The following is a 20312-nucleotide window of genomic DNA, read 5'->3' as shown; positions in this document are numbered from 1 at the left end:
AAACCACGTTTTCAGCCCAGAAACAGGATCAGACCATGAGCCACAAACATCCCGTTACCACGCCGCGCAAATCGGCAACCTTTGATGATTATACCTTATCAGAAATCCGCCGTGCAGCGGCCACCGGCATCTATGACATTCGCGGCAGTGGCGCCAAACGCAAGGTCCCGCATTTTGATGATTTGCTGTTCCTTGGCGCATCCATGTCACGTTACCCGCTTGAGGGGTATCGCGAGAAATGCGAAACCGCGGTCACGCTGGGCACCCGTTTTGCCAAAAAGCCGATTGAACTTAAAATCCCGATCACCATCGCGGGCATGAGTTTCGGATCCCTTTCCGGTCCGGCCAAAGAGGCGCTTGGCCGTGGGGCGACCCTTGCGGGCACATCGACCACCACCGGCGATGGCGGCATGACAGAGGAAGAACGCGGCCATTCCGAAACTCTTGTGTATCAATATCTTCCGTCACGGTACGGCATGAACCCGCGCGATCTGAAGCGCGCCGATGCGATTGAAATCGTTATTGGTCAGGGTGCGAAGCCGGGCGGCGGCGGCATGTTGCTGGGTCAGAAAATTTCGGACCGTGTGGCGCATATGCGCAATCTGCCCAAGGGGATTGATCAGCGTTCCGCATGTCGTCACCCGGACTGGACCGGCCCGGATGATCTTGAGATCAAAATTCAGGAATTGCGCGAAATCACCGACTGGGAAAAGCCGATCTTTATCAAGGTTGGCGGTGCCCGCCCCTATTACGACGTGGCCCTTGCGGTCAAGGCCGGTGCCGATGTCATCGTGCTTGACGGCATGCAGGGCGGTACGGCGGCAACCCAGGAAGTGTTCATTGAACATGTCGGCCAGCCGACGCTTGCCTGTATCCGCCCGGCGGTAAAAGCGTTGCAAGACATGGGAATGCATCGCAAAGTACAATTGATCGTATCTGGCGGCATTCGCAATGGCGCGGACGTGGCAAAGGCATTGGCCCTTGGCGCGGACGCGGTTTCCATCGGTACGGCTGCCCTGGTCGCCATTGGTGATAACGATCCCAAATGGGAAGAGGACTATAACGCGCTTGGCACGACGGCCGGGGCGTATGACGATTGGCATGAAGGCCGTGATCCCGCAGGCATCACGACCCAGGATGCCGACCTGATGAAACGGGTTGACCCGATTGCCGCTGGCCGGCGTCTGGCCAACTACCTGAAGGTCATGACACTTGAAGCGCAAACAATTGCGCGCGCCTGCGGCAAAAATCATGTGCACAACCTCGAACCCGAGGATCTGTGCGCACTGAATATCGAAGCGGCGGCCATGGCCGGTGTACCGCTTGCCGGGACCAGTTGGATTCCCGGTCAGGGAGGATTCTAGAACATTAACGCACCACCGGAACCGGTGTGCCTTTTGGCACGCCGGGATAACCGTTGGCACTGCATAAAATTCGTCAGGGGACTTCAATGACCAAGGATCTATCAGCCTTTGCCCGGGAACGCGGCATAAAGTATTTCATGATCAGCTTTACCGACCTGTTTGGCGGACAGCGCGCCAAACTTGTTCCCACCCAGGCGATTGCTGACATGCAGGAAGAAGGTGCGGGATTTGCCGGGTTTGCGACCTGGCTTGATCTGAGCCCCGCCCATCCCGACATGTTTGCGGTTCCTGATCCGGATTCTGTGATCCAGTTGCCGTGGAAACCCGATGTTGCCTGGGTCGCGGCCGATTGCATCATGGAAGACCAGCCGGTCGAACAGGCCCCGCGCAATGTCCTTAAGGCCCAGATCGCCAAGGCAGCCAAGCTTGGCCTGAATGTCAAAACCGGGGTCGAGGCGGAGTTTTTCCTGATCACCGAGGATGGTACGGCAATCTCGGATGCCGCCGATACCGCCGAAAAGCCGTGTTACGACCAGCAGGCAGTCATGCGCCGCTATGACGTGATTGCGGAGATTTGCGATTACATGCTGGAACTCGGCTGGGGTGCCTATCAGAACGATCATGAAGACGCCAATGGCCAGTTTGAAATGAACTGGGAATTTGATGATGCGCTTAAAACCGCAGACAAGCATTCCTTTTTCAAATTCATGGTCAAATCGATTGCCGAGAAACACGGCCTTCGCGCGACATTCATGCCCAAACCGTTTGCCGGCCTGACGGGCAACGGATGCCATTGCCATGTATCGGTGTGGAATGAAGCCGGCCAGAATGCCTTTGCCGATGACGCGGCCCCGTTTGGCCTGTCATCAAAGGGCAAGCATTTCCTGGGCGGGATCATGAACCATGCATCGGCCATGGCCGCGATCACCAACCCGACGGTCAATTCATATAAACGCATCAATGCGCCGCGCACCACATCGGGCGCGACCTGGGCCCCCAATTCGGTGACCTGGACTGGCAATAACCGCACCCACATGGTGCGTGTTCCCGGACCGGGCCGGTTTGAATTGCGCCTGCCCGACGGGGCGACCAACCCCTATCTGCTTCAGGCGGTGATCATTGCGGCCGGACTTGACGGCATGGCAAATGCCGCCGATCCGGGCCCGCATTATGACATCGACATGTATGAAGAAGGCCATCTGGTCAAGGATGCGCCGCGCCTGCCGCTGAACCTTCTTGATGCATTACGCGAACTGGGCCGCAACGAGGCGCTTCAGGCCGAACTTGGCATGGCGTTTTCCAAGGCGTTCCTCAAGCTCAAGCAAAAAGAATGGAATTCATATGTTTCGCATTTCTCAAGCTGGGAACGCGAAAACACGCTTGATATCTGATGCTTCTGCCCGGCCCCAAAACATTCCCCGATGGACGGGGCCGGGTCATTTTCATTCACTGTTATTTTGAAAGCCAGACGAGATGAAAAGCTACGTTTTGACAGTCACCTGTGACTCCCAGCGCGGGGTTGTTGCCGCCATTTCAGCCTATCTGGCCGAACATGGTTGCAACATTACCGACAGTTCCCAGTTTGATGACATGGAAACCGGCCTGTTCTTTATGCGGGTGGCCTTTGTCAGCGAAGAAGGTGTCGATCAGGAAACCCTGTCGCGTGGCTTTGACGGTCCGGCAACGCAATTTGGCATGACCTATCAGTTCCATGACAGCGCGGAAAAGATGAAGGTTCTTCTGATGGTGTCGCGGTTTGGCCATTGTTTGAACGATCTTTTGTATCGCTGGAAAATCGGGGCCTTGCCGATTGATATCGTCGGTGTGGTTTCAAACCATTTCGACTATCAGAAAGTCGTGGTCAATCACGATATCCCGTTCCACCACATCCCGGTGACCAAGGACAACAAGCCCGAAGCCGAGAAAAAGCTTCTTGATATCGTTGCCAGCAGCGAGGTCGAACTCATTGTTCTGGCGCGCTATATGCAGGTTCTGTCTGACAGCCTGTGCAAGAAAATGAGCGGCAAGATCATCAATATCCACCATTCATTCCTGCCAAGTTTTAAGGGTGCCAACCCGTATCGGCAGGCCTATGAACGCGGCGTCAAGCTGATCGGGGCGACGGCCCATTATGTGACCGCCGATCTTGATGAAGGCCCGATCATTGAACAGGATATCGCACGCATCACCCATGCCCAGAACTCGGCCGATTATGTATCGATCGGGCGCGATGTCGAAAGCCAGGTACTGGCGCGTGCCGTTCACGCCCACATTCACCACCGGTCCTTTATCAACGGCAATCGTACCATTGTCTTCCCGCCAAGCCCGGGAAGCTATGCGTCCGAACGCATGGGATAAGCATCCCGGTCCGAAAACCGAAACGCCCCGGCTTTGCACAGGCCGGGGCGTTTGTTTTTATGGGTGTCTTTCTTGCCCGTCCCGATGATCAGACTTCGGCCTGACGCAATTCATAGGGCAGAAGGATTGTGACGAGAAGCCCGCCCTGATCGCGGTTGCGGATTTTGATATCCCCGCCATGGGCGCGAATGGCGCGCTGGGCAATCGACAGGCCAAGGCCGAACCCACCGCCCCAGGCATTTGATTGCCCGCGCACAAAGGGTTCAAACAGATCATCGAGTTTGTCGCCATCAATGCCCGGACCTTCATCACTGATGTCGATGCGGAACTGCTGGTGATCGGCATCATCCGTGGCTGTGATTTTGACGATCTGGCCTTCGCCCGAATGGCGCAGGGCGTTGCGCACGACATTTTCAAAAGCCCGGCGCAACAGTTCGGGACTGCCCATCAATACGGGTACATTGTGATCACCGGACGGTCGCGCCCCGAAATCGGCATCGACAATCACACCGGTGGCATCGGCTTCGAACCGGGCGTCGCTGACCACACGGCCCAGCAGATGATCAAGATCGATCCATGATTGATGGCGTGCCGCACCGCTTTCAGCCCGCGACAGGGTCAGAAGTTCCCCCACCAGCTCATCAAGCCGGACGGCTTCCTTTTCGATGCGATCAAGCGAAATGGCACTTTTGTCCGGTGACTGGCGCGCCAGCCCGACGGCAAGCTGCATCCGGGCAAGCGGGGAGCGCAATTCGTGCGAGACGTCATTGAGCAACCGGTCACGCGCCGCGACAAGCCGTTGCAACCGATCAGCCATGACATCGAAATCACGGGCCAGATCGGCAATTTCATCACGCCGCCGCCCGATGGTTTTGCCCAGACGATAATCCAGATTGCCGCGCGACAATTCGTCGAACCCGTCACTGATTTTCAGGATCGGGCGCGTCAGATACCAGGCAAGAACACCACTAAAGACAAGGCCGCCAATCGATCCGAGAATGATCAGGGGATTGGGGACTTTCCAGCGTGACCGTTGCGGGATTTCGGCAATCACATCGCTGACATCATAGATCAGGCGGATCTTTTCACCGCCAGGTCCGGTCACGACCTGTTCAAAGGCGGGGTAGTCTTTGAGCGCATCCAGCCATTCGGGGGAACCATTATCCGGCAGGACGCGCGCAACCATATCGGTACTATTGGCAGCGCTGGCATTATTGGCGCTATTGGCGCTATTGGCGCCATCGACAGTGCCGCCCGAACCGGGGGTACCCAGATCAATGATCAGGCGGCTGCGTTCGGATTTTGGCCAATGGGCAATGGTGGCTTCGAGTTCGTCAACACCGCCATGGCGGGCGACTTCGGCCGCGGTTTGCAGATATCCCGGAGCGGTGCGCTTGAGATAGCCGATATGGAACGGTTCGGGCGGCCCGCCATATAACATCAGCAGCGACCACACCCCGACCGAGATACCGGTAAAGGTTATGATAAACCCGATCAGGATTTTCCAGAACAGACGTCTTTTCATGTGTCCTGCCTTAAACGATAGCCAAAGCCGCGCACGGTTTCGATCATGCCGGCATCGCCGCTGATGGTTTGCAGTTTCTGGCGCAGGTTGCTCATATGCACATCAATCGAACGGTCATAAACCTCGCGCGGGCGACCCAGCACCTTGCGCGACAATTCGTCCTTGGAAAGGGCACGTTCGCCCGCACGCATCAGCACTTCGAGCAGATTGAATTCCGACACGGTCAAATCAAACGCCACACCATCAAAACTTGCCACGCGGCTGGCCGGTTTGAGTTTGAGCTTGCCGTGAACAAGTTCATCGGACGGATTATCCCCCGCCCCGTCAGGATCACTGGGGACCACCGGTTCGGCCCGGCGCAAGACCGCCCGGATACGGGCCACCAGTTCCCGCGGATAATAAGGTTTGGGTATATAATCATCTGCCCCCAGTTCAAGCCCGATGACCCGATCAACGTCATCACCCTTGGCGGTCAGCATGATGACGGGTACGCGGCTTTTGACTCGCAATTCGCGCAGAACGTCAATGCCGCCCATGCCGGGCATCATGATATCAAGCAGGATGACGGCATATTCCCCCTGAAGCGCGCGCGCCAGCCCTTCCTTGCCGTTATAGGCCTGGGAAACGTCAAAGCCCTCGCCATCAAGATATTCGGCAAGCATCGCCCCCAGTTCGGCGTCGTCATCTACAAGCAATATGCCGGTCAATTGTTTGCGTCTTTCCTTGGCGTCGGCACGGTATAACGGGCCGGTTTGTTTTTGCGGTCTGGATGATGCCATTCTACCCATCGTTGCGCCCGTTAAAAGAGCCCGAAGGCCATCTTTACACATTCCTTACAGATCATTTTCGCCCCCCTCACCCTCAAGCCCGGGCTGGCTTGTTATCTGTTGCTCATCAGGAATGCGCATGTCGCGCCACTGAGCAATGTCAGGAATGAATGCCCGATGAGTAGATCCGGAAAACGTGTCCGCAACGCCGTCATTTTGATTGTCGCCCTGGCCGGGGCTGCGTGGGGGTTGCAGGCCTATCTGTTCCCCAGCAGTGCCGATACCGCCTTTATCACGGCCAAGCCGCGCATGGGCACAATCGAAGATACCGTGCTTGCCACCGGGGCGGTCAGTGCTTCGAAGCTGGTCAGTGTCGGCGCGCAGGTTTCCGGTCAGATCATGGCCCTGCATGTGGAACTTGGCGACCGGATCCGCGAAGGCGACCTGATTGCCGAGATCGATCCGTCAACCCAGGAAAACGATCTGCAGGAGGCCGAGGCATCCCTTGCCAATATCAAGGCCCAGCTTGCTGCCCAGAAGGCGACACTCAAACAGGCGGAACTTGATTTTGCCCGCCAGAAGAAGATGCGCGCACTTGATGCATCCCCGCAGGAAGACTATGACGCGGCCGAAGCCAACCTTGCGATTGCCAAGGCCGATGTCGATGCATTGAATGCCCAGATCACCCAGGCCGAAATCGCGGTGGATACCGCGCGGATCGATCTTGGCTATACCAAGATCACAGCGCCGATGGATGGCACGGTCGTCGCCCTTCCGGTCAAGGAAGGCCAGACCGTCAACGCATCACAATCCACCCCGACCATCATCAAGCTGGCCAAACTTGATACCGTAACCGTCAAGGCCGAGGTCTCCGAAGCCGACATCATCCGTATCAAGGAAGGCCTGCCCGTGAAATTCACGGTTCTGGGGGATTCCAGCACCGTTTACAAAAGCACCCTTCGCGCCATTGAACCGGCCCCGACCGGGATCGAGGACGATGATGAAAACACCGATGACGAAGCGGTCTATTACAACGCGCTGTTTGATGTTGAAAATCCCGATCACCTGTTGCGTCTGTGGATGACAGCCGAAGTCACCATCATTCTTGATCAGTCGGAAAATGCCCTGATTGTTCCATCCTCGGCCCTGAAAGGCCCGACCGAAGATGGCGGTTATTTTCTTGATGTCATGACCGACGATGGCCACCCGGAACCGCGTGCCGTCACCGTCGGACTGAATACCAATATCAATGCCGAAATCACCAGCGGCCTGAGTGCGGATGACGAGATCGTCATTGGCATGGCCAGCGGGGCCGAATTGCCGACAAGCACACAATCGGGACGCCGGGGTCCTCCGGGCGGGATGTTTTGATCATGCGCGATGAAACCATGTCAAACAGCACTACCGCCCCACTGATCGAAATTCGCAATCTGTGGCGTCATTACCCGGCCGGCGAAGAACAGATCGCCGTGCTTAAGGGCGTTGAACTGACGATCGAGCGTGGCGAAATGGTCGCCATCATCGGGGCGTCGGGATCGGGCAAATCGACATTGATGAATATCCTTGGCTGTCTGGATCGCCCGACCGAGGGGGAATATCGCGTCAATGGTCGCCTGACCGGCGATCTTGAACCTGATGAACTTGCCGCCCTGCGCCGCGAATATTTCGGGTTCATCTTTCAGCGATATCACCTGTTGTCGGATCTTAGTGCGCTTGGCAATGTTGAAGTTCCGGCGATCTATGCCGGAACCGATGCCAGCGAACGGGCCAGACGTGCAACCGAAATCCTGACCCGTGTCGGATTGGGTGACCGCATCCATCACAGACCCAGCCAGCTTTCGGGCGGACAGCAGCAACGTGTCAGTATTGCCCGTGCACTTATGAATGGCGGGGATGTCATTCTGGCCGATGAGCCGACCGGCGCACTTGATACGCAAAGCGGCAAGCAGACGCTTGATCTGTTGCGCGATCTGCATCGGGACGGACATACCGTCATTCTGGTGACCCATGACCATGATGTGGCGGCCCATGCCGAACGCATCATCGAAATCCGCGACGGCGAAATCATCCGCGATGAACGCATCACGCCAAAATCCGATGACGACGCATCGACCGTTGCGATCAACACCATCAGCAGCGGTCAAAGCAGTTATCTGTCGCAACTTGGCCGGTTTGGCGAAGCGTTCAAAATGGCGCTGATTGCGATGAATGCGCATCGCCTGCGCACTTTCCTGACCATGCTGGGCATCATTATCGGCATTGCGTCGGTGGTTTCGGTCGTGGCCCTTGGCACCGGGTCACAGGAACGCATCCTTTCCGATATCAGCAGCATCGGCACCAGCACGATCGACATCAATCGCGGCAAGGATTTCGGAGACCGGGATGCCGATCAGATCCGCACATTGACCGCCGGTGATGCCGACGTTCTGGCCAGCCAGTATTATGTCGACAGCGTCACGCCCCGGGTTTCAAGCACCGTCGCACTGCGATATCGCAATATCGAGGTCAATGCCAATGTCACCGGTGTTGGCACCGATTATTACCGTGTCCGCGGCTATGAAATTGCCGACGGCATCTGGTTTGACCAGGCGGCAATCGGGAAACGTGCCCAGGTTGCCATCATTGATGACAATACCGTGCAGAAACTTTTCCCGGACGGGGAACGTGCGGTTGGCGAAGTGATCCTTCTTGGATCGGTGCCGGTACAGATCATCGGGGTAACTGCGCCGAAAACCAGCACGTTTGGCAATCAGGACAGCCTGAATATCTGGGTGCCGCACAGCACGGCTTTGACCCGTATTCTTGGTCAGACCTATCTGAGCAGCATCACGGTACGGGTGGCCGACAATGTCGCCCCCGCCCTTGCCGAAAGCCAGATTACCGATCTTTTGACCCAGCGCCATGGCACCAAGGATTTCTTTACCGTCAATAGTGACAGCATCCGCCAGACGGTCGAGAAAACCACCAGCACCATGACGCTTCTGATTTCGTCGATAGCGGTGATTTCGTTGGTCGTCGGCGGGATCGGGGTGATGAATATCATGCTGGTTTCGGTCACCGAACGCACCGGTGAAATCGGGGTCCGCATGGCCGTTGGCGCCCGTCAAAGCGACATTTTGCGCCAGTTCCTGATCGAAGCGGTTCTGGTGTGCATTCTGGGCGGGGGACTTGGCGTTCTTGGCGCCCTTGCCATCGGCGAGCTGTTTGATCTGATCGGCAGCAGTTTTTCGATGGTCTATTCACCGACATCAATCATCGGTGCCTTTGCCTGCGCGACCATGATCGGCATCACGTTCGGCTTTTTACCCGCCCGCAATGCGGCACGACTGGATCCGGTCGATGCCCTGTCACGCGACTAGGAAAGAAAAAGATCATGAAAAACATTCTGAAAACCGGAACGATCCTGTCGATGCTGATGCTTGCCGGATGTTCGAGCCTGTCGGAAGTCAGCTATGACCGACCCGACATGACCATGCCGGCATCGTGGGGCCAATCAACCGTTGCCGCCACCAGAAACGACACCGGAAACAACACCGGCACGGATGACATCGCAACCCGGGCAGAAATTTTTGCACAGACCGGATGGTGGAAGAATTTTGACGACCCGCAGCTTAACCGGTTGATTGCGCGCGCGCTTGAAACCAACAACGATCTGGCCGCAGCCACCATCAAGGTCCGCCAGGCACAGCTGACTGCGGGACTTGCCGAAGATGCGCTTTATCCCGATCTTTCTGCGGGCAGCGATATTTCGACATCGCGCCAGTTTGACAGCGAAGATGGTCGCAGCAATGGCGACATTACGCGCAGCTATGGTGTTGATGCCGGGATCAGTTACGAACTTGATCTGTGGGGGAAGCTTGGCCACGATTACGATGCCGCCAAGTGGGAAGCCCTTGCCACCCTTGAAGATCGCGAAAGCACTGCGCTTTCGCTGATCGGGACGACGGCGACCCTTTACTGGCAGGCAGTCTACTATCAGCAGCGTCTTGATATCGCGCAGGCCAGCATTGATTACGCACAGCAAACCCTTGATCTGGTGGATGTGCAATATGCATCGGGTTCGACATCATCGCTGGAAGTCAATGAAGCCCGCAGCAACCTTGAAAACCAGCGCGCGGCCTATACCCAGATTGAGCAGAGCCTGACCGAAACCAAGAATGCGTTGTCCATTCTGTTCAACCAGCCGCCATCAGATATTGAAATCACGCGCAAGACACTGCCCGCCGGTATGTTGCCCGCCATTCCCGAAGGGTTGCCATCGGGTCTTCTGGAACGACGCCCCGATGTCCGGGCCGCCGAATTGCGCCTGCGCGAAAGTGTCGAGGAACTCAATTCCGTAAAGACCAGTCTGCTGCCAACCATCAGCCTGACCGGGACGCTTGGATCAAGCAGTGATCAGTTGCGCAATCTTTTGTCCAATCCGGTTGGAACACTTGGCGCCAGCCTGGCGTTACCATTCCTGAACTGGAATGAAGGGCAGTTGAATATCAAGGTATCCGAAGCCGAATATGAACAGGCCATCGCCGAGTTCCGCCAGACCACGTACCAAGCAATGGCGGATGTCGAAAATGCCCTGTCTGCGCGAACCAATTATGATCGCCGGGCTGAAAGACTTGAAGCAGCACTTGCGGCGTCACTTAACGCAGAGGCGATCTATGAAACCCGGTTCCGGTCGGGTGCGGTCGCGATGCAGGATTGGCTTGATGCGCAGGAAGACCGGCGCACCACCGAGGAAACCGTCCTTGAAAACCAGCTTGATCGCATCACCAACCTGATCACGCTTTATCAGGCGCTGGGCGGGGATGCGACACCAGACGCATCGCAGTCCGATGCGGCAACCGATCAGGTCAGCCCGACCTGATCACAGTGCGCGCGGATATTGGCAATATTTGAAAGGTCAGGACATGCCCCGATTTCATCGTGAAAAAGCACCAATGCTTGGACGGCTTATGATGCTTGTCGGTGGCGGGCTGTGCTTTGCGGCACTTGTTTTGACGGTTCGGGAATCCAACAGCGTGACGCGCGGTGAAATCATATTTGAACGCGACAGCGCGCAACGCCTATCGCCAGGACTTGATTGCACGGCGGTCAACTGCCCGTGGGACGATGCCGCACGCCGCATTTCCAATCGCATCGAGGACATTGCTCGCAGCGATATCACATTGCCGGGCTTCCATCCGCCCAAGCCGCCCTTCGAAGAGTTCGACCCGTTCTTTGATCCCCCGTGGATCGGCGGGTAATTCCACCCCGTCCAGAAACGCCACCGGATCAAGCCAGTCAAGTTTCAGCGTCGTCAGGTTCAGACGCAGCACATCCCCGTCACGCAGATAACCGATCCCGCCGCCCGTGAATGCTTCGGGCACCATGTGACCAATGCACGCGCCCTTTGTCACCCCCGAATAGCGCCCGTCGGTAATCAGCATCGAGGATGCTTCAAGAATGCGGTGATGACGCAGGTTCTGGGACGGTGAAAACATTTCCGGCATGCCATAGGCTTCGGGCCCCTGCCCGCCAATGACAAAGGCAAAGGACAAATGCCCCTGTGCCAGCATGTCCTTGGGCGCGTTCATATCAACACTGTTCACGCCATTGCGCCGAACCACTGCGGCAATCAGTTCTTCGTCCACGCCATCGGTTTCAATCAGGCGCGTCACCAGATCGGGGGATGCGAAATCCCCGTTACAGACATGTTCGTTTTCGTAATAGCGAACGATGAAAACATGATCGTCAAAATGCGACAGCAAATGGTCGCTCATACCCGATGTTTTGACCGCGCAATTTTCAAAAAAACTGCCGGTAAGAACATCGACACCCGATCGTTTGCGCACCGGAGTGGCGCGAATGACCGATGCATCACCAAGCGACAGATCAACCGGATTTTCAAGACCGGCAATACGTTCGGCCCAGGTTTTGCCAAGGACCGTCGGCGCATCAAGATCCATCGCCACCCCAAGATCGGCCAGAATGCGATAAATGCTTTCCATGCCGCGATTTTTGCCTTCGGCCATTTGTTGGGCCAGCACAAAGGTATCGCGATTTTCGGTCAGGCTGTGGGCAAAGATTTCAGGCACCGGGGTTTTGGTGCGCACATCCTGATAATCATCAATCGACACATCAAACCCGGCATAGCGCATCATGAAAGGCAGATGCAAAAGCATGTTGCTGCTTGATCCGGTCGCATTATGAATGCGCACGAAATTGGCGAAATTGGCTTTTAGCAGATTGCCGATCGCATATTGCGGTTTGTTGAAAACATCAAACAATGCATCCACCCCGGCCGCCACCGCACTAAAAGGCGGAACATCGGTCAGAAGTTCCAGTTCCGGCGGTGTCAGGCCAAAGGCCGCCAACATGGTGCGCGATGAATTTCCCGTGCCGTTAAAGGCACAGATGCCACCCTTTGAATCACAGGTCGCAGTGGCGAGCTGATCAAGCACGCGGCGTTCAAGTGCGCCATCAATCAGGCCCAGCAACCGGGCACGTTCCAGCAACCCGGCAAAGGCCTCGTCCGAGGTGCATTGCAGGATATAGCGCATGTTTTCACGAATATCCGATCCCAGATCATCATGGCCCGCACGATCGGCATCCAGTGCAATCTGCTCAAGCAAGCGCCGCGTGCCTTCGGGGATTTCACCGCCCTTGAGAACATGGGACGGGGCAAAAACCGCCCATACCGGGGCCTGATCGCCGCGATAGGCACGGGCATGATCGGCAGCCGCCAGACCGGCAACCACGGCAGCCGGTGATTTGTCACAGCCGGCAATGACATAGGCCGCGTGATAGCTGTGCCCTTCGAACGTGATATTGACCGCAGCAGCCGTATGATTGCGCGACGCCAGGGAATAGCTTTGCCCGATATTGTTTTGCGCGGTGCCATCACAGATTACGGGCACATGAAACAGGAACGGCACCCCGCCCATTTCCCAGATGCGGATTGCCGCCATCAGGGCCTGTGGCCGATCAAGCAGATGGGCCGGATGATCGGGCGCGCCGCCAATGATCGCAATGCGTGGCCGGTTTTCGACCAGACGCCCGACCACATCCCTGATTTCCGGGACACTGAAATCACGATCCCGGGCGACGACCGGGTTTTCATTCACCGCGTCGCGTAACAGTTTGACGACCGTGATCGGCTGATTGGCCAGCCCCTGAATGCAATCGCGGTACGGGTTTGCTTTTTCATCAATGATGATCGGGGATGCGGGAAGATTGGTGGGCGACATGATGTGTGTTCTCGATTGGGGCGACTGCGGGACAAGGCATTTACGAACCGGCAAACCCGATGATCGAATTTAGGCCGGTATGCGACGGATCAGACGATGCCGCCATCAACAATGAAGTTCTGTGACGAGCAGGCCGAAGACACATCGGATGCCAGAAACAGCACCATCTGCGCGACATCATCACCGACCAGCCGGCGTTTGACGCATTGCTGTTGCTGAATGCGTTCCTCGTCAGCGGGGGAAATCCACAGATCAAGCTGTCGCTGGGTCATGATGCAGCCCGGCGTTAACGCATTCACGCGAATGCCATCGGCCCCCCAGTCACGCGCCAGCGCACGCGTCAGGCCAATCACCCCGGCCTTGGCCGTTTCATAAGCCACCAGATCGGGAAGCCCCATCATATAACTTACGGAACTGAAATTAATGATGCTGCCAGCACCTTTTTTCTTCATGTCCGGGGCCACGGCCTGGGCGCAAAAGAAATGATGCGCAAGGTTTACATCCAGACCATCGCGCCATTGTTCCGGTCCGATTTCTTCGGGGCGATGCCGGTCATCACGGGCGGCATTATTGACCAGAACATCCATCGGCCCGATTGCCGCCGACATTTCGCGCACCGCACCGGCAATCAGCGATTGCTGGCGAAGATCAAAGGATTTGTAGACCGGTGCCCGACCGGTTTCATCGCGGATCTCGTCAATCAGCTTTTGTGCGGCACCATCATCAATATCAAAGAAACCGACATGCGCCCCCTGGGCACAGAAGGCACGCACAATTGATGCCCCGATCCCCGACGCACCGCCGGTCACAAGCACGGATTTCCCGTCAATGTCGTGATAACTCGCTGTCATAACGTTCCCTGTCATATCTTTGTTTTATTTTAGACAACCGAATTAAATGATGCAGTGCATCATTGAAAATCACCCCATGAATCAACCAAAAATGCGGATTTACGGGACGAATTGATCGCCTAAAGAGCTGTTTTTAATTTAATCACTAAAAAAAATTTGACAGGACGGCTTCTTCACGTCAACATTTTTTCGACAACAAAAATAAATGTCGCAACAAGACACATTCATTCAGGGAAGAAACCAATGAAAAAACTCCTCTCCACGGCCATGCTGGCCGGTAGCGTATTGCTGTCTGCCAATGCCTTTGCGGCCGACCTTACGGTTGGCGTCAGCTGGTCGAATTTCCAGGAAGAACGCTGGAAAACCGATGAAGCCGCGATCAAGGCCGCCCTTGAAGCAGCCGGCGCGGAATACATCAGTGCAGACGCCCAAAGCAATCCGTCCAAGCAGCTTTCCGATATTGAAAGCCTGATTGCGCGCGGCGCGGATGCGCTGATCGTTCTGGCACAAGACTCCGCCTCGATCGGTCCGGCGGTGGAAATGGCAACCAATGAAGGCATCCCGGTGGTCGGCTATGACCGCCTGATCGAAGATCCGAACGCCTATTACATTACATTCAACAACAAGGAAGTCGGCCGCCTTCAGGCCGAGGCCGTGTTTGGTGCCCAGCCCAAAGGCAATTACGTCTTTATCAAGGGCGCTCCGACCGATCCGAATGCCAATATCCTGCATGAAGGCCAGCTTGAAATTCTTCAGGCCGCCATCGATTCCGGTGACATCAAGGTTGTCGGCGAAGCCTATACCGACAGCTGGCAGCCGGCGATCGCCCAGCGCAATATGGAGCAGTTCCTGACGGCTGCGGATAACAAGGTTGATGCTGTTGTTGCCTCCAACGACGGTACGGCTGGCGGTGTGGTTGCCGCCCTTTCCGCACAGGGCATGCAGGGTATCCCGGTTTCAGGTCAGGATGGCGATCATGCGGCCCTGAACCGTGTTGCACTTGGCACCCAGACGGTTTCGGTCTGGAAAGATGCGCGTCTTCTTGGCAAACGGGCGGCTGAAATCGCGGTCGATCTGGCCAAGGGCACCAAGCTTGCCGACGTTTCGGGCACCGAAGACTGGCAAAGCCCGAATGGCGTGACCATGAAATCCTTCTTCCTTGATCCGGTTGCCATCACCCAGAACAAGCTTGATCTGGTGATTGATGCCGGTTGGGTTTCCAAAGACGTCGTATGCAAAGGCGTTCCGAGCGGCAAGGTATCTGCCTGTAACTAGGGCAGTCTTTATTTCCTCCTGCCTTGCTTAACCCGGGGTCGGCTGCTGTTCGCGTGCGCAGAACACAGCATGCCGGCCCCGCTGCCTTACGAGCGTTTTCATGTCACGACTGCTTACGAAAATGGAAGTCGACCGCCGGTTGGTTGGCCTTGCCGTTGTTTTGCTGATCATCTGGGTCGGCTTTGATATCGCATCGGGCGGGCGATTTATCACCCCGCGCAATATCTTTAACCTGTCGGTCCAGACCGCATCGGTTGCCGTGATGGCCTGCGGCATGGTTCTTATTATCGTTACCCGTCATATCGATCTTTCGGTCGGCGCCATACTGGGCGTTCTGGCCATGATCATGGGGGTGGTTCAGACCGATGTCCTGCCACAGTTTCTTGATTACAATCATCCGCTGACCTGGATCCTGACCCTTCTGGTCGGCATTGTCCTTGGCGCGGCTATTGGCGGGCTTCAGGGGCTTGCCGTCGGGTATCTCGGTGTTCCGGCCTTTATCGTGACCCTTGGCGGTCTTCTGGTGTGGCGCGGTTCGGCCTGGTGGGTGACACAGGGCCGCACGGTTGCCCCCCTTGATCACAATTTCATTTTGCTGGGCGGCGGGATCGAAGGCACGATTGGCGCGACATGGAGCTGGATCGTCGCCCTGATCGCCATTCTTGCGATCATCTATGCCGCGATCATGGAACGCCGCCGTCGTCTTTCATTCGAATTCCCGGTCAAGCCGGTCTGGGCGGAATACACCAATACCATCATCAAGGGCGGGCTGGTTCTGGCCGCGATTGCGACCCTGAATGCCTATCACCTGCCGACGCGCGCCGCCGAACGTCTGCTTGAGAACAAGGGCATTCCGGTCACCCCGGAAAATCTTGAAATCTCGCACGGTATTCCGATCCCGCTTCTGATTGTCGCCCTTGTGGCGATCATCCTGACCATTGTGGTCAAGCGGACCCGGTTCGGGCGCTATGTCTTTGCGATTGGTGGCAATCCGCAGGCCGCCGAGCTTGCAGGCATCAATGTCAAACGCATGACGGTTGCGGTCTTTGCCCTGATGGGGGTCTTGTGCGCGATCAGTGCGGCGATTTCATCAGCACGCCTGCAATCGGCGGGCAATGATCTTGGCACCCTTGATGAATTGCGCGTCATTGCCGCGGTGGTGATTGGCGGAACGTCGCTTGCGGGCGGGGTTGGCACGATCTATGGCGCGCTGATCGGTGCGCTTGTGATGCAAAGCCTTCAAAGCGGCATGGCGCTTTTGGGGGTCGATACATCGCTTCAAAGCATTGTCATCGGGCTGGTTCTTGTTCTGGCTGTCTTTAGCGACAAGTATTTCCACCGTCGTTACAGCGACCCGACCGCGTAAGGAGACCGGATATGACCGACATGACCACAAATACCGATCCGCTTGTCGAAATGCGCGACATTCATATCAGCTTTGGCGGGGTCAAGGCCGTCGACGGGGTTTCGATTGATCTTTATCCCGGCGAAGTGGTCGGGGTTCTGGGCCACAATGGCGCTGGCAAATCGACCCTGATCAAGATCCTTTCGGGTGCCTATCAAGCCGATAGCGGCCAGATCATTGTCGATGGCAAGGAAGCCAAAATCGAAAATGCGCGGGATGCGCGCGATAACAATATCGAGACGATCTATCAGAACCTTGCCCTTGCCGATAACCTTGATGCCGCCCAGAACCTGTTTTTGGGGCGCGAAATCATCGACAAGCTTGGTTTTCTTGATGATGCGGCGATGGAACACAAGGCGCGCGAGGTCCTTCATCGCCTCAACCCGAATTTCAAGAAATTCACATCACCCGTTTCGGCCCTGTCGGGCGGGCAGCGGCAATCGGTTGCGATTGCGCGTGCGCTTTTGTTCGAAGCCCGCGTGCTTATCATGGATGAACCATGCGCCGCCCTTGGCGTGCATGAAACCAAAATGGTCGGCGAACTGATTGATCAGTTGAAACGTGACGGGCTCGGTATATTGTTGATCAGTCACGATCTTCATGATGTGTTTGATCTTTCCGACCGACTGCATGTGATGAAAAACGGCAAGCTGGTCGGCAGCGTCAGGACCAAGGATGTCACACATGATGATGTTCTTGGCATGATCATTCTGGGCAAGATGCCCGAACATCTTTTGCATCTGGCTGGTCCGGGTGCAACCAACCGTCCGGCCGCAACCAAAGCATCGGACATCACAACACCGGATAAAACTGGCACCGAACAACCACACCCCGCCCCTTTGACCCCGAACGAAACAAGCGAGACGCCCCGATGACCCAAGGTTTTCCGGCAAACCAAACCGATATCCTGCCCGATGACGCCAATCGTGCCATTCTGATCGGCCGCATCTGGGACCCGCGGGTTTCCGGCCCGACCCCGGTTCTGGTCGATGGTGAAAATCTGCGTGATATCAGCAGCCTTGCGCCGACCATCAGCCAGCTGCTTGAACGCGATGATGTTCTAGCACGGCTGTCGAACCCGGCAAGTTTCCCGACCGCCGCATCGCTTGGCGACATCATCGAACAGTCAAAGCCGGGTGCCGATGGCAAAACCGCCCACCTTCTGAGCCCCAATGATCTTCAGGCGATCAAGGCAAGCGGCGTGACCTTTGTTGCCAGCCTGCTTGAACGGGTGATCGAGGAACAGGCACGCGGGGACGCCAGCAAGGCCGATCAGATCCGCACCGAAATCACCGGCATTATCGGTGATGACCTGTCACAGATCGAACCGGGATCAGACAAGGCCGCCGAGATAAAGCGGGTCCTGATCGAGAAAGGTGCCTGGTCGCAATATCTTGAAGTCGGGATCGGCCCGGATGCGGAAATCTTTACCAAATCCCCGGTGATGTCGGCTGTGGGCCATGGGGCCCATGTTGGCCTGCATCCGATTTCAAACTGGAACAACCCGGAACCCGAAGTGGTCCTGACCGTGACCTCCAAGGGCAGGATCGTCGGCGCGACACTTGGCAATGACGTCAATCTGCGCGATGTCGAAGGTCGGTCCGCGTTGCTTCTGGGCAAGGCAAAGGACAATAACGGGTCCTGCGCCATCGGGCCGTTCATCCGCCTGTTTGATGACCACTTTACCCTTGAAACCGTAAAGGATGCCGATCTTGCCATGGCGGTTGATGGCACGGATGGCTATCACCTTGATGCGGTCAGTTCGATGAGCCAGATCAGCCGCACACCCGAAAGCCTTGTCGGTCAGGCGATTGGCAAACATCACCAGTACCCGGATGGCTTCATGCTGTTTTTGGGCACCATGTTTGCCCCCACCGATGATCGCGGCGGTGCTGGCAAGGGCTTCACCCACGAGATGGGGGATCTTGTGACCATCTCGACGCCAAGCCTTGGCAAACTGATCAATCAGGTTGACCGGTCCGATGCCATCAATCCGTGGCAATTTGGCATTACCGCCCTGATGACCAACCTTGCCGCCCGCGGACTTCTGTAACAAACAGACGCCCGGGCGTTCTATCCCCTTGCCAAACCGGGATAAAAAATGCCCATATCAAGGATCAGGACGGATCGATGCCACGCGGCATCGATCCGTCCCGATCCTGCGGCGCGCACCAAGCCCGCCCCGCCAATTCAAAGGATGCAGATCCGCTTCATGAGCCGCCGTAAAGAAGCCGAAACCCCACGCCAGCCGTCACAGATTGCCATTCTGCGCTATTTGCGCATTCACGGCCCTGCTGCGCGCATTGATATCGGCACCGCAACCGGGTTAAGCCCGGCAACGGTAACATCCCTTACCGCCGATTTGATGGCACAGGGGCTGGTGCAGGAAAGTCAGGGAACGGCAAACGGAAACGCGACCGGCAATGGCGGCGGAAATGGCGGATCGACACGCGGCCGCCCCAAGGTGCTGCTTGATCTTGTGCCCAATGCGGCCTGTGTGATTGGCGTCAAGATCACCATCAATCTGATCGAAATTGCCTTGGGCAACTTCAAGGGTGAAATTGAACGCAGTTCGGAACACAGCATCAATACCCGCGATCTCGATGAAAATGGTCTGGTCACGACCCTGATCGGGCTGATCGAGGAATTCATCACCCGGCATAAGGATTTTTCAGCCCGGCCACCGGTTGGCATCAGCCTTGCAGTTCAGGGGGTGTGCGACAGCAATAGCGGCGAAATCATCTGGTCCCCGGCCCTGCGCCATCGCAACATCGCACTTGCCAAGGCATTGGGCGAACGGTTTGGCGGGATTGTGCAGATGTCAAACGATGCCAACTGCATTGCCACCGCCATTTCCCAAAACACCAATCTGCATCGCGGCGGCGATTTTGCCGTGATCATGCTGGGCTATGGCATCGGCATGGGGCTGGTTCTGAACGGGTCGGTCTACAATGGTGATTTCGGTACAGCAGCCGAGTTCGGCCACACCAAATATCAACCCGACGGGCCGCTTTGCAACTGTGGCAGACGCGGCTGTCTTGAAGCCTATATCGGGGATTACGCCATATTGCGCGATGCCCGTGGCCTGATTGACCTGCCCGATACCAACAGCCTGCATCCAAGCGAAGAACAGATGATGGATCTGGTGGCGCGCGCCCGTGCCGGGGATCAGGACCTGGCTGATCTGTTCCGCCATGCGGGCAAGGTTTTGGGATATGGCATTGCCAATCTGATCGCGCTTTTGGGTCCCAAACAGATTTTCATCACCGGATCGGGCGCACGCGCCTATGACATGATGGAACCGGAATTGATGCGCGGCCTTGAACAGGCACAGGTTCCGGAACTACGCCGCGGCCCCGAAATCACCCATCTGGCCTGGGACAAGGACCTTGCCCTTCAGGGGGCGATTGGCCAAAGCCTGTTGCGTCATGATGAAAACATGTTTCAGGCAACCACCGCCAGCTAGCAGCACCCGCTGGCAAAACCGGCCACCAATGAAAAAGCCGCCCCATTGGAGCGGCTTTTGTCGTTTGCAACACATTGT

Annotated in this window: 15 protein-coding genes; 11 read left to right on the top strand and 4 right to left on the bottom strand. The window is 56.6% G+C overall.

The genetic code is table 11. From position 1 onward, the window contains the following. The first annotated feature begins 35 nt into the window (after window positions 1-35). The 3 genes from SIB88_RS08390 (at window position 36) to purU (ending at window position 3722) form a co-directional block, all read left to right on the top strand. On the top strand, window positions 36-1364 hold the full coding sequence (locus SIB88_RS08390) for an FMN-binding glutamate synthase family protein (RefSeq protein WP_206927171.1): 1329 nt from the start codon (window positions 36-38) through the stop codon (window positions 1362-1364). 86 nt (window positions 1365-1450) lie between these two features. Next, complete coding sequence (glnT, locus tag SIB88_RS08385; RefSeq protein WP_101247833.1) at window positions 1451-2755, top strand: type III glutamate--ammonia ligase; 1305 nt, start codon at window positions 1451-1453, stop codon at window positions 2753-2755. Between the two features lie 82 nt (window positions 2756-2837). After that, window positions 2838-3722 carry a formyltetrahydrofolate deformylase gene (gene purU, locus SIB88_RS08380; RefSeq protein WP_068517035.1) on the top strand — a complete coding sequence of 295 codons (885 nt, stop codon included), beginning with the start codon at window positions 2838-2840 and terminating at the stop codon, window positions 3720-3722. An 88-nt stretch (window positions 3723-3810) separates the two neighbouring features. Here the strand turns inward: purU and SIB88_RS08375 are convergent, their stop codons facing one another. Beyond that, a complete protein-coding gene (locus SIB88_RS08375) occupies window positions 3811-5247 on the bottom strand; it encodes an ATP-binding protein (RefSeq protein WP_412557847.1) in 1437 nt (478 codons plus the stop codon). Next, window positions 5244-6026 carry a response regulator transcription factor gene (locus SIB88_RS08370; RefSeq protein ID WP_412557846.1) on the bottom strand — a complete coding sequence of 261 codons (783 nt, stop codon included), beginning with the start codon at window positions 6024-6026 and terminating at the stop codon, window positions 5244-5246. Before SIB88_RS08370 ends, SIB88_RS08375 begins: the two co-directional genes overlap by 4 nt. Before the next feature lie 165 nt (window positions 6027-6191). Here SIB88_RS08370 and SIB88_RS08365 point away from each other — a divergent pair, with 165 nt between their 5' ends. From SIB88_RS08365 to SIB88_RS08355, 3 genes are read left to right on the top strand one after another with little or no spacing between them, the layout of a single operon-like run. Further along, the gene (locus SIB88_RS08365) at window positions 6192-7385 is read left to right on the top strand and encodes an efflux RND transporter periplasmic adaptor subunit (RefSeq protein ID WP_412557845.1); all 1194 of its coding nucleotides are present in this window, start codon (window positions 6192-6194) and stop codon (window positions 7383-7385) included. Between the two features lie 2 nt (window positions 7386-7387). Further along, complete coding sequence (locus SIB88_RS08360) at window positions 7388-9373, top strand: MacB family efflux pump subunit (RefSeq protein ID WP_412557844.1); 1986 nt, start codon at window positions 7388-7390, stop codon at window positions 9371-9373. A gap of 14 nt (window positions 9374-9387) precedes the next feature. Beyond that, a complete protein-coding gene (locus tag SIB88_RS08355; RefSeq protein WP_412557843.1) occupies window positions 9388-10875 on the top strand; it encodes an efflux transporter outer membrane subunit in 1488 nt (495 codons plus the stop codon). A 199-nt stretch (window positions 10876-11074) separates the two neighbouring features. Here the strand turns inward: SIB88_RS08355 and SIB88_RS08350 are convergent, their stop codons facing one another. Together SIB88_RS08350 and SIB88_RS08345 are read right to left on the bottom strand one after the other, a co-directional pair. Next, window positions 11075-13237, bottom strand: a complete 2163-nt coding sequence (locus tag SIB88_RS08350) for a dihydroxy-acid dehydratase (RefSeq protein WP_412557842.1) — start codon at window positions 13235-13237, stop codon at window positions 11075-11077. Between the two features lie 89 nt (window positions 13238-13326). Continuing rightward, on the bottom strand, window positions 13327-14088 hold the full coding sequence (locus SIB88_RS08345) for an SDR family NAD(P)-dependent oxidoreductase (RefSeq protein WP_068517030.1): 762 nt from the start codon (window positions 14086-14088) through the stop codon (window positions 13327-13329). Window positions 14089-14331: 243 nt separating this feature from the next. Here SIB88_RS08345 and xylF point away from each other — a divergent pair, with 243 nt between their 5' ends. The 5 genes from xylF (at window position 14332) to SIB88_RS08320 (ending at window position 20234) form a co-directional block, all read left to right on the top strand. After that, on the top strand, window positions 14332-15363 hold the full coding sequence (xylF, locus tag SIB88_RS08340; RefSeq protein WP_068517029.1) for a D-xylose ABC transporter substrate-binding protein: 1032 nt from the start codon (window positions 14332-14334) through the stop codon (window positions 15361-15363). A 100-nt stretch (window positions 15364-15463) separates the two neighbouring features. Next, on the top strand, window positions 15464-16729 hold the full coding sequence (locus SIB88_RS08335; protein WP_170310290.1) for a sugar ABC transporter permease: 1266 nt from the start codon (window positions 15464-15466) through the stop codon (window positions 16727-16729). 11 nt (window positions 16730-16740) lie between these two features. Next, on the top strand, window positions 16741-17643 hold the full coding sequence (locus SIB88_RS08330; RefSeq protein WP_412557841.1) for an ATP-binding cassette domain-containing protein: 903 nt from the start codon (window positions 16741-16743) through the stop codon (window positions 17641-17643). Continuing rightward, window positions 17640-18821, top strand: a complete 1182-nt coding sequence (locus SIB88_RS08325; RefSeq protein WP_412557840.1) for a fumarylacetoacetate hydrolase family protein — start codon at window positions 17640-17642, stop codon at window positions 18819-18821. Before SIB88_RS08330 ends, SIB88_RS08325 begins: the two co-directional genes overlap by 4 nt. 159 nt (window positions 18822-18980) lie before the next feature. Next, window positions 18981-20234, top strand: coding sequence for an ROK family protein (locus SIB88_RS08320; RefSeq protein ID WP_412557839.1), 1254 nt, complete (start codon window positions 18981-18983; stop codon window positions 20232-20234). The last annotated feature ends 78 nt before the right edge of the window (window positions 20235-20312 follow it).

The sequence above is a fragment of the Thalassospira sp. MIT121401 genome (assembly GCF_047125595.1).
Taxonomy (GTDB): domain Bacteria; phylum Pseudomonadota; class Alphaproteobacteria; order Rhodospirillales; family Thalassospiraceae; genus Thalassospira; species Thalassospira povalilytica.
The sequence above is the reverse complement of the archived record's forward strand: the minus strand, read 5'-3'. Positions and strand labels throughout refer to the sequence as shown.

Coding starts and splice junctions, on each gene's coding strand:
- SIB88_RS08390 (WP_206927171.1), top strand. CDS start 36: ATGAGCCACAAACATCCCGTTACCACGCCGCGCAAATCGGCAACCTTT.
- glnT (WP_101247833.1), top strand. CDS start 1,451: ATGACCAAGGATCTATCAGCCTTTGCCCGGGAACGCGGCATAAAGTAT.
- purU (WP_068517035.1), top strand. CDS start 2,838: ATGAAAAGCTACGTTTTGACAGTCACCTGTGACTCCCAGCGCGGGGTT.
- SIB88_RS08375 (WP_412557847.1), bottom strand. CDS start 5,247: ATGAAAAGACGTCTGTTCTGGAAAATCCTGATCGGGTTTATCATAACC.
- SIB88_RS08370 (WP_412557846.1), bottom strand. CDS start 6,026: ATGGCATCATCCAGACCGCAAAAACAAACCGGCCCGTTATACCGTGCC.
- SIB88_RS08365 (WP_412557845.1), top strand. CDS start 6,192: ATGAGTAGATCCGGAAAACGTGTCCGCAACGCCGTCATTTTGATTGTC.
- SIB88_RS08360 (WP_412557844.1), top strand. CDS start 7,388: ATGCGCGATGAAACCATGTCAAACAGCACTACCGCCCCACTGATCGAA.
- SIB88_RS08355 (WP_412557843.1), top strand. CDS start 9,388: ATGAAAAACATTCTGAAAACCGGAACGATCCTGTCGATGCTGATGCTT.
- SIB88_RS08350 (WP_412557842.1), bottom strand. CDS start 13,237: ATGTCGCCCACCAATCTTCCCGCATCCCCGATCATCATTGATGAAAAA.
- SIB88_RS08345 (WP_068517030.1), bottom strand. CDS start 14,088: ATGACAGCGAGTTATCACGACATTGACGGGAAATCCGTGCTTGTGACC.
- xylF (WP_068517029.1), top strand. CDS start 14,332: ATGAAAAAACTCCTCTCCACGGCCATGCTGGCCGGTAGCGTATTGCTG.
- SIB88_RS08335 (WP_170310290.1), top strand. CDS start 15,464: ATGTCACGACTGCTTACGAAAATGGAAGTCGACCGCCGGTTGGTTGGC.
- SIB88_RS08330 (WP_412557841.1), top strand. CDS start 16,741: ATGACCGACATGACCACAAATACCGATCCGCTTGTCGAAATGCGCGAC.
- SIB88_RS08325 (WP_412557840.1), top strand. CDS start 17,640: ATGACCCAAGGTTTTCCGGCAAACCAAACCGATATCCTGCCCGATGAC.
- SIB88_RS08320 (WP_412557839.1), top strand. CDS start 18,981: ATGAGCCGCCGTAAAGAAGCCGAAACCCCACGCCAGCCGTCACAGATT.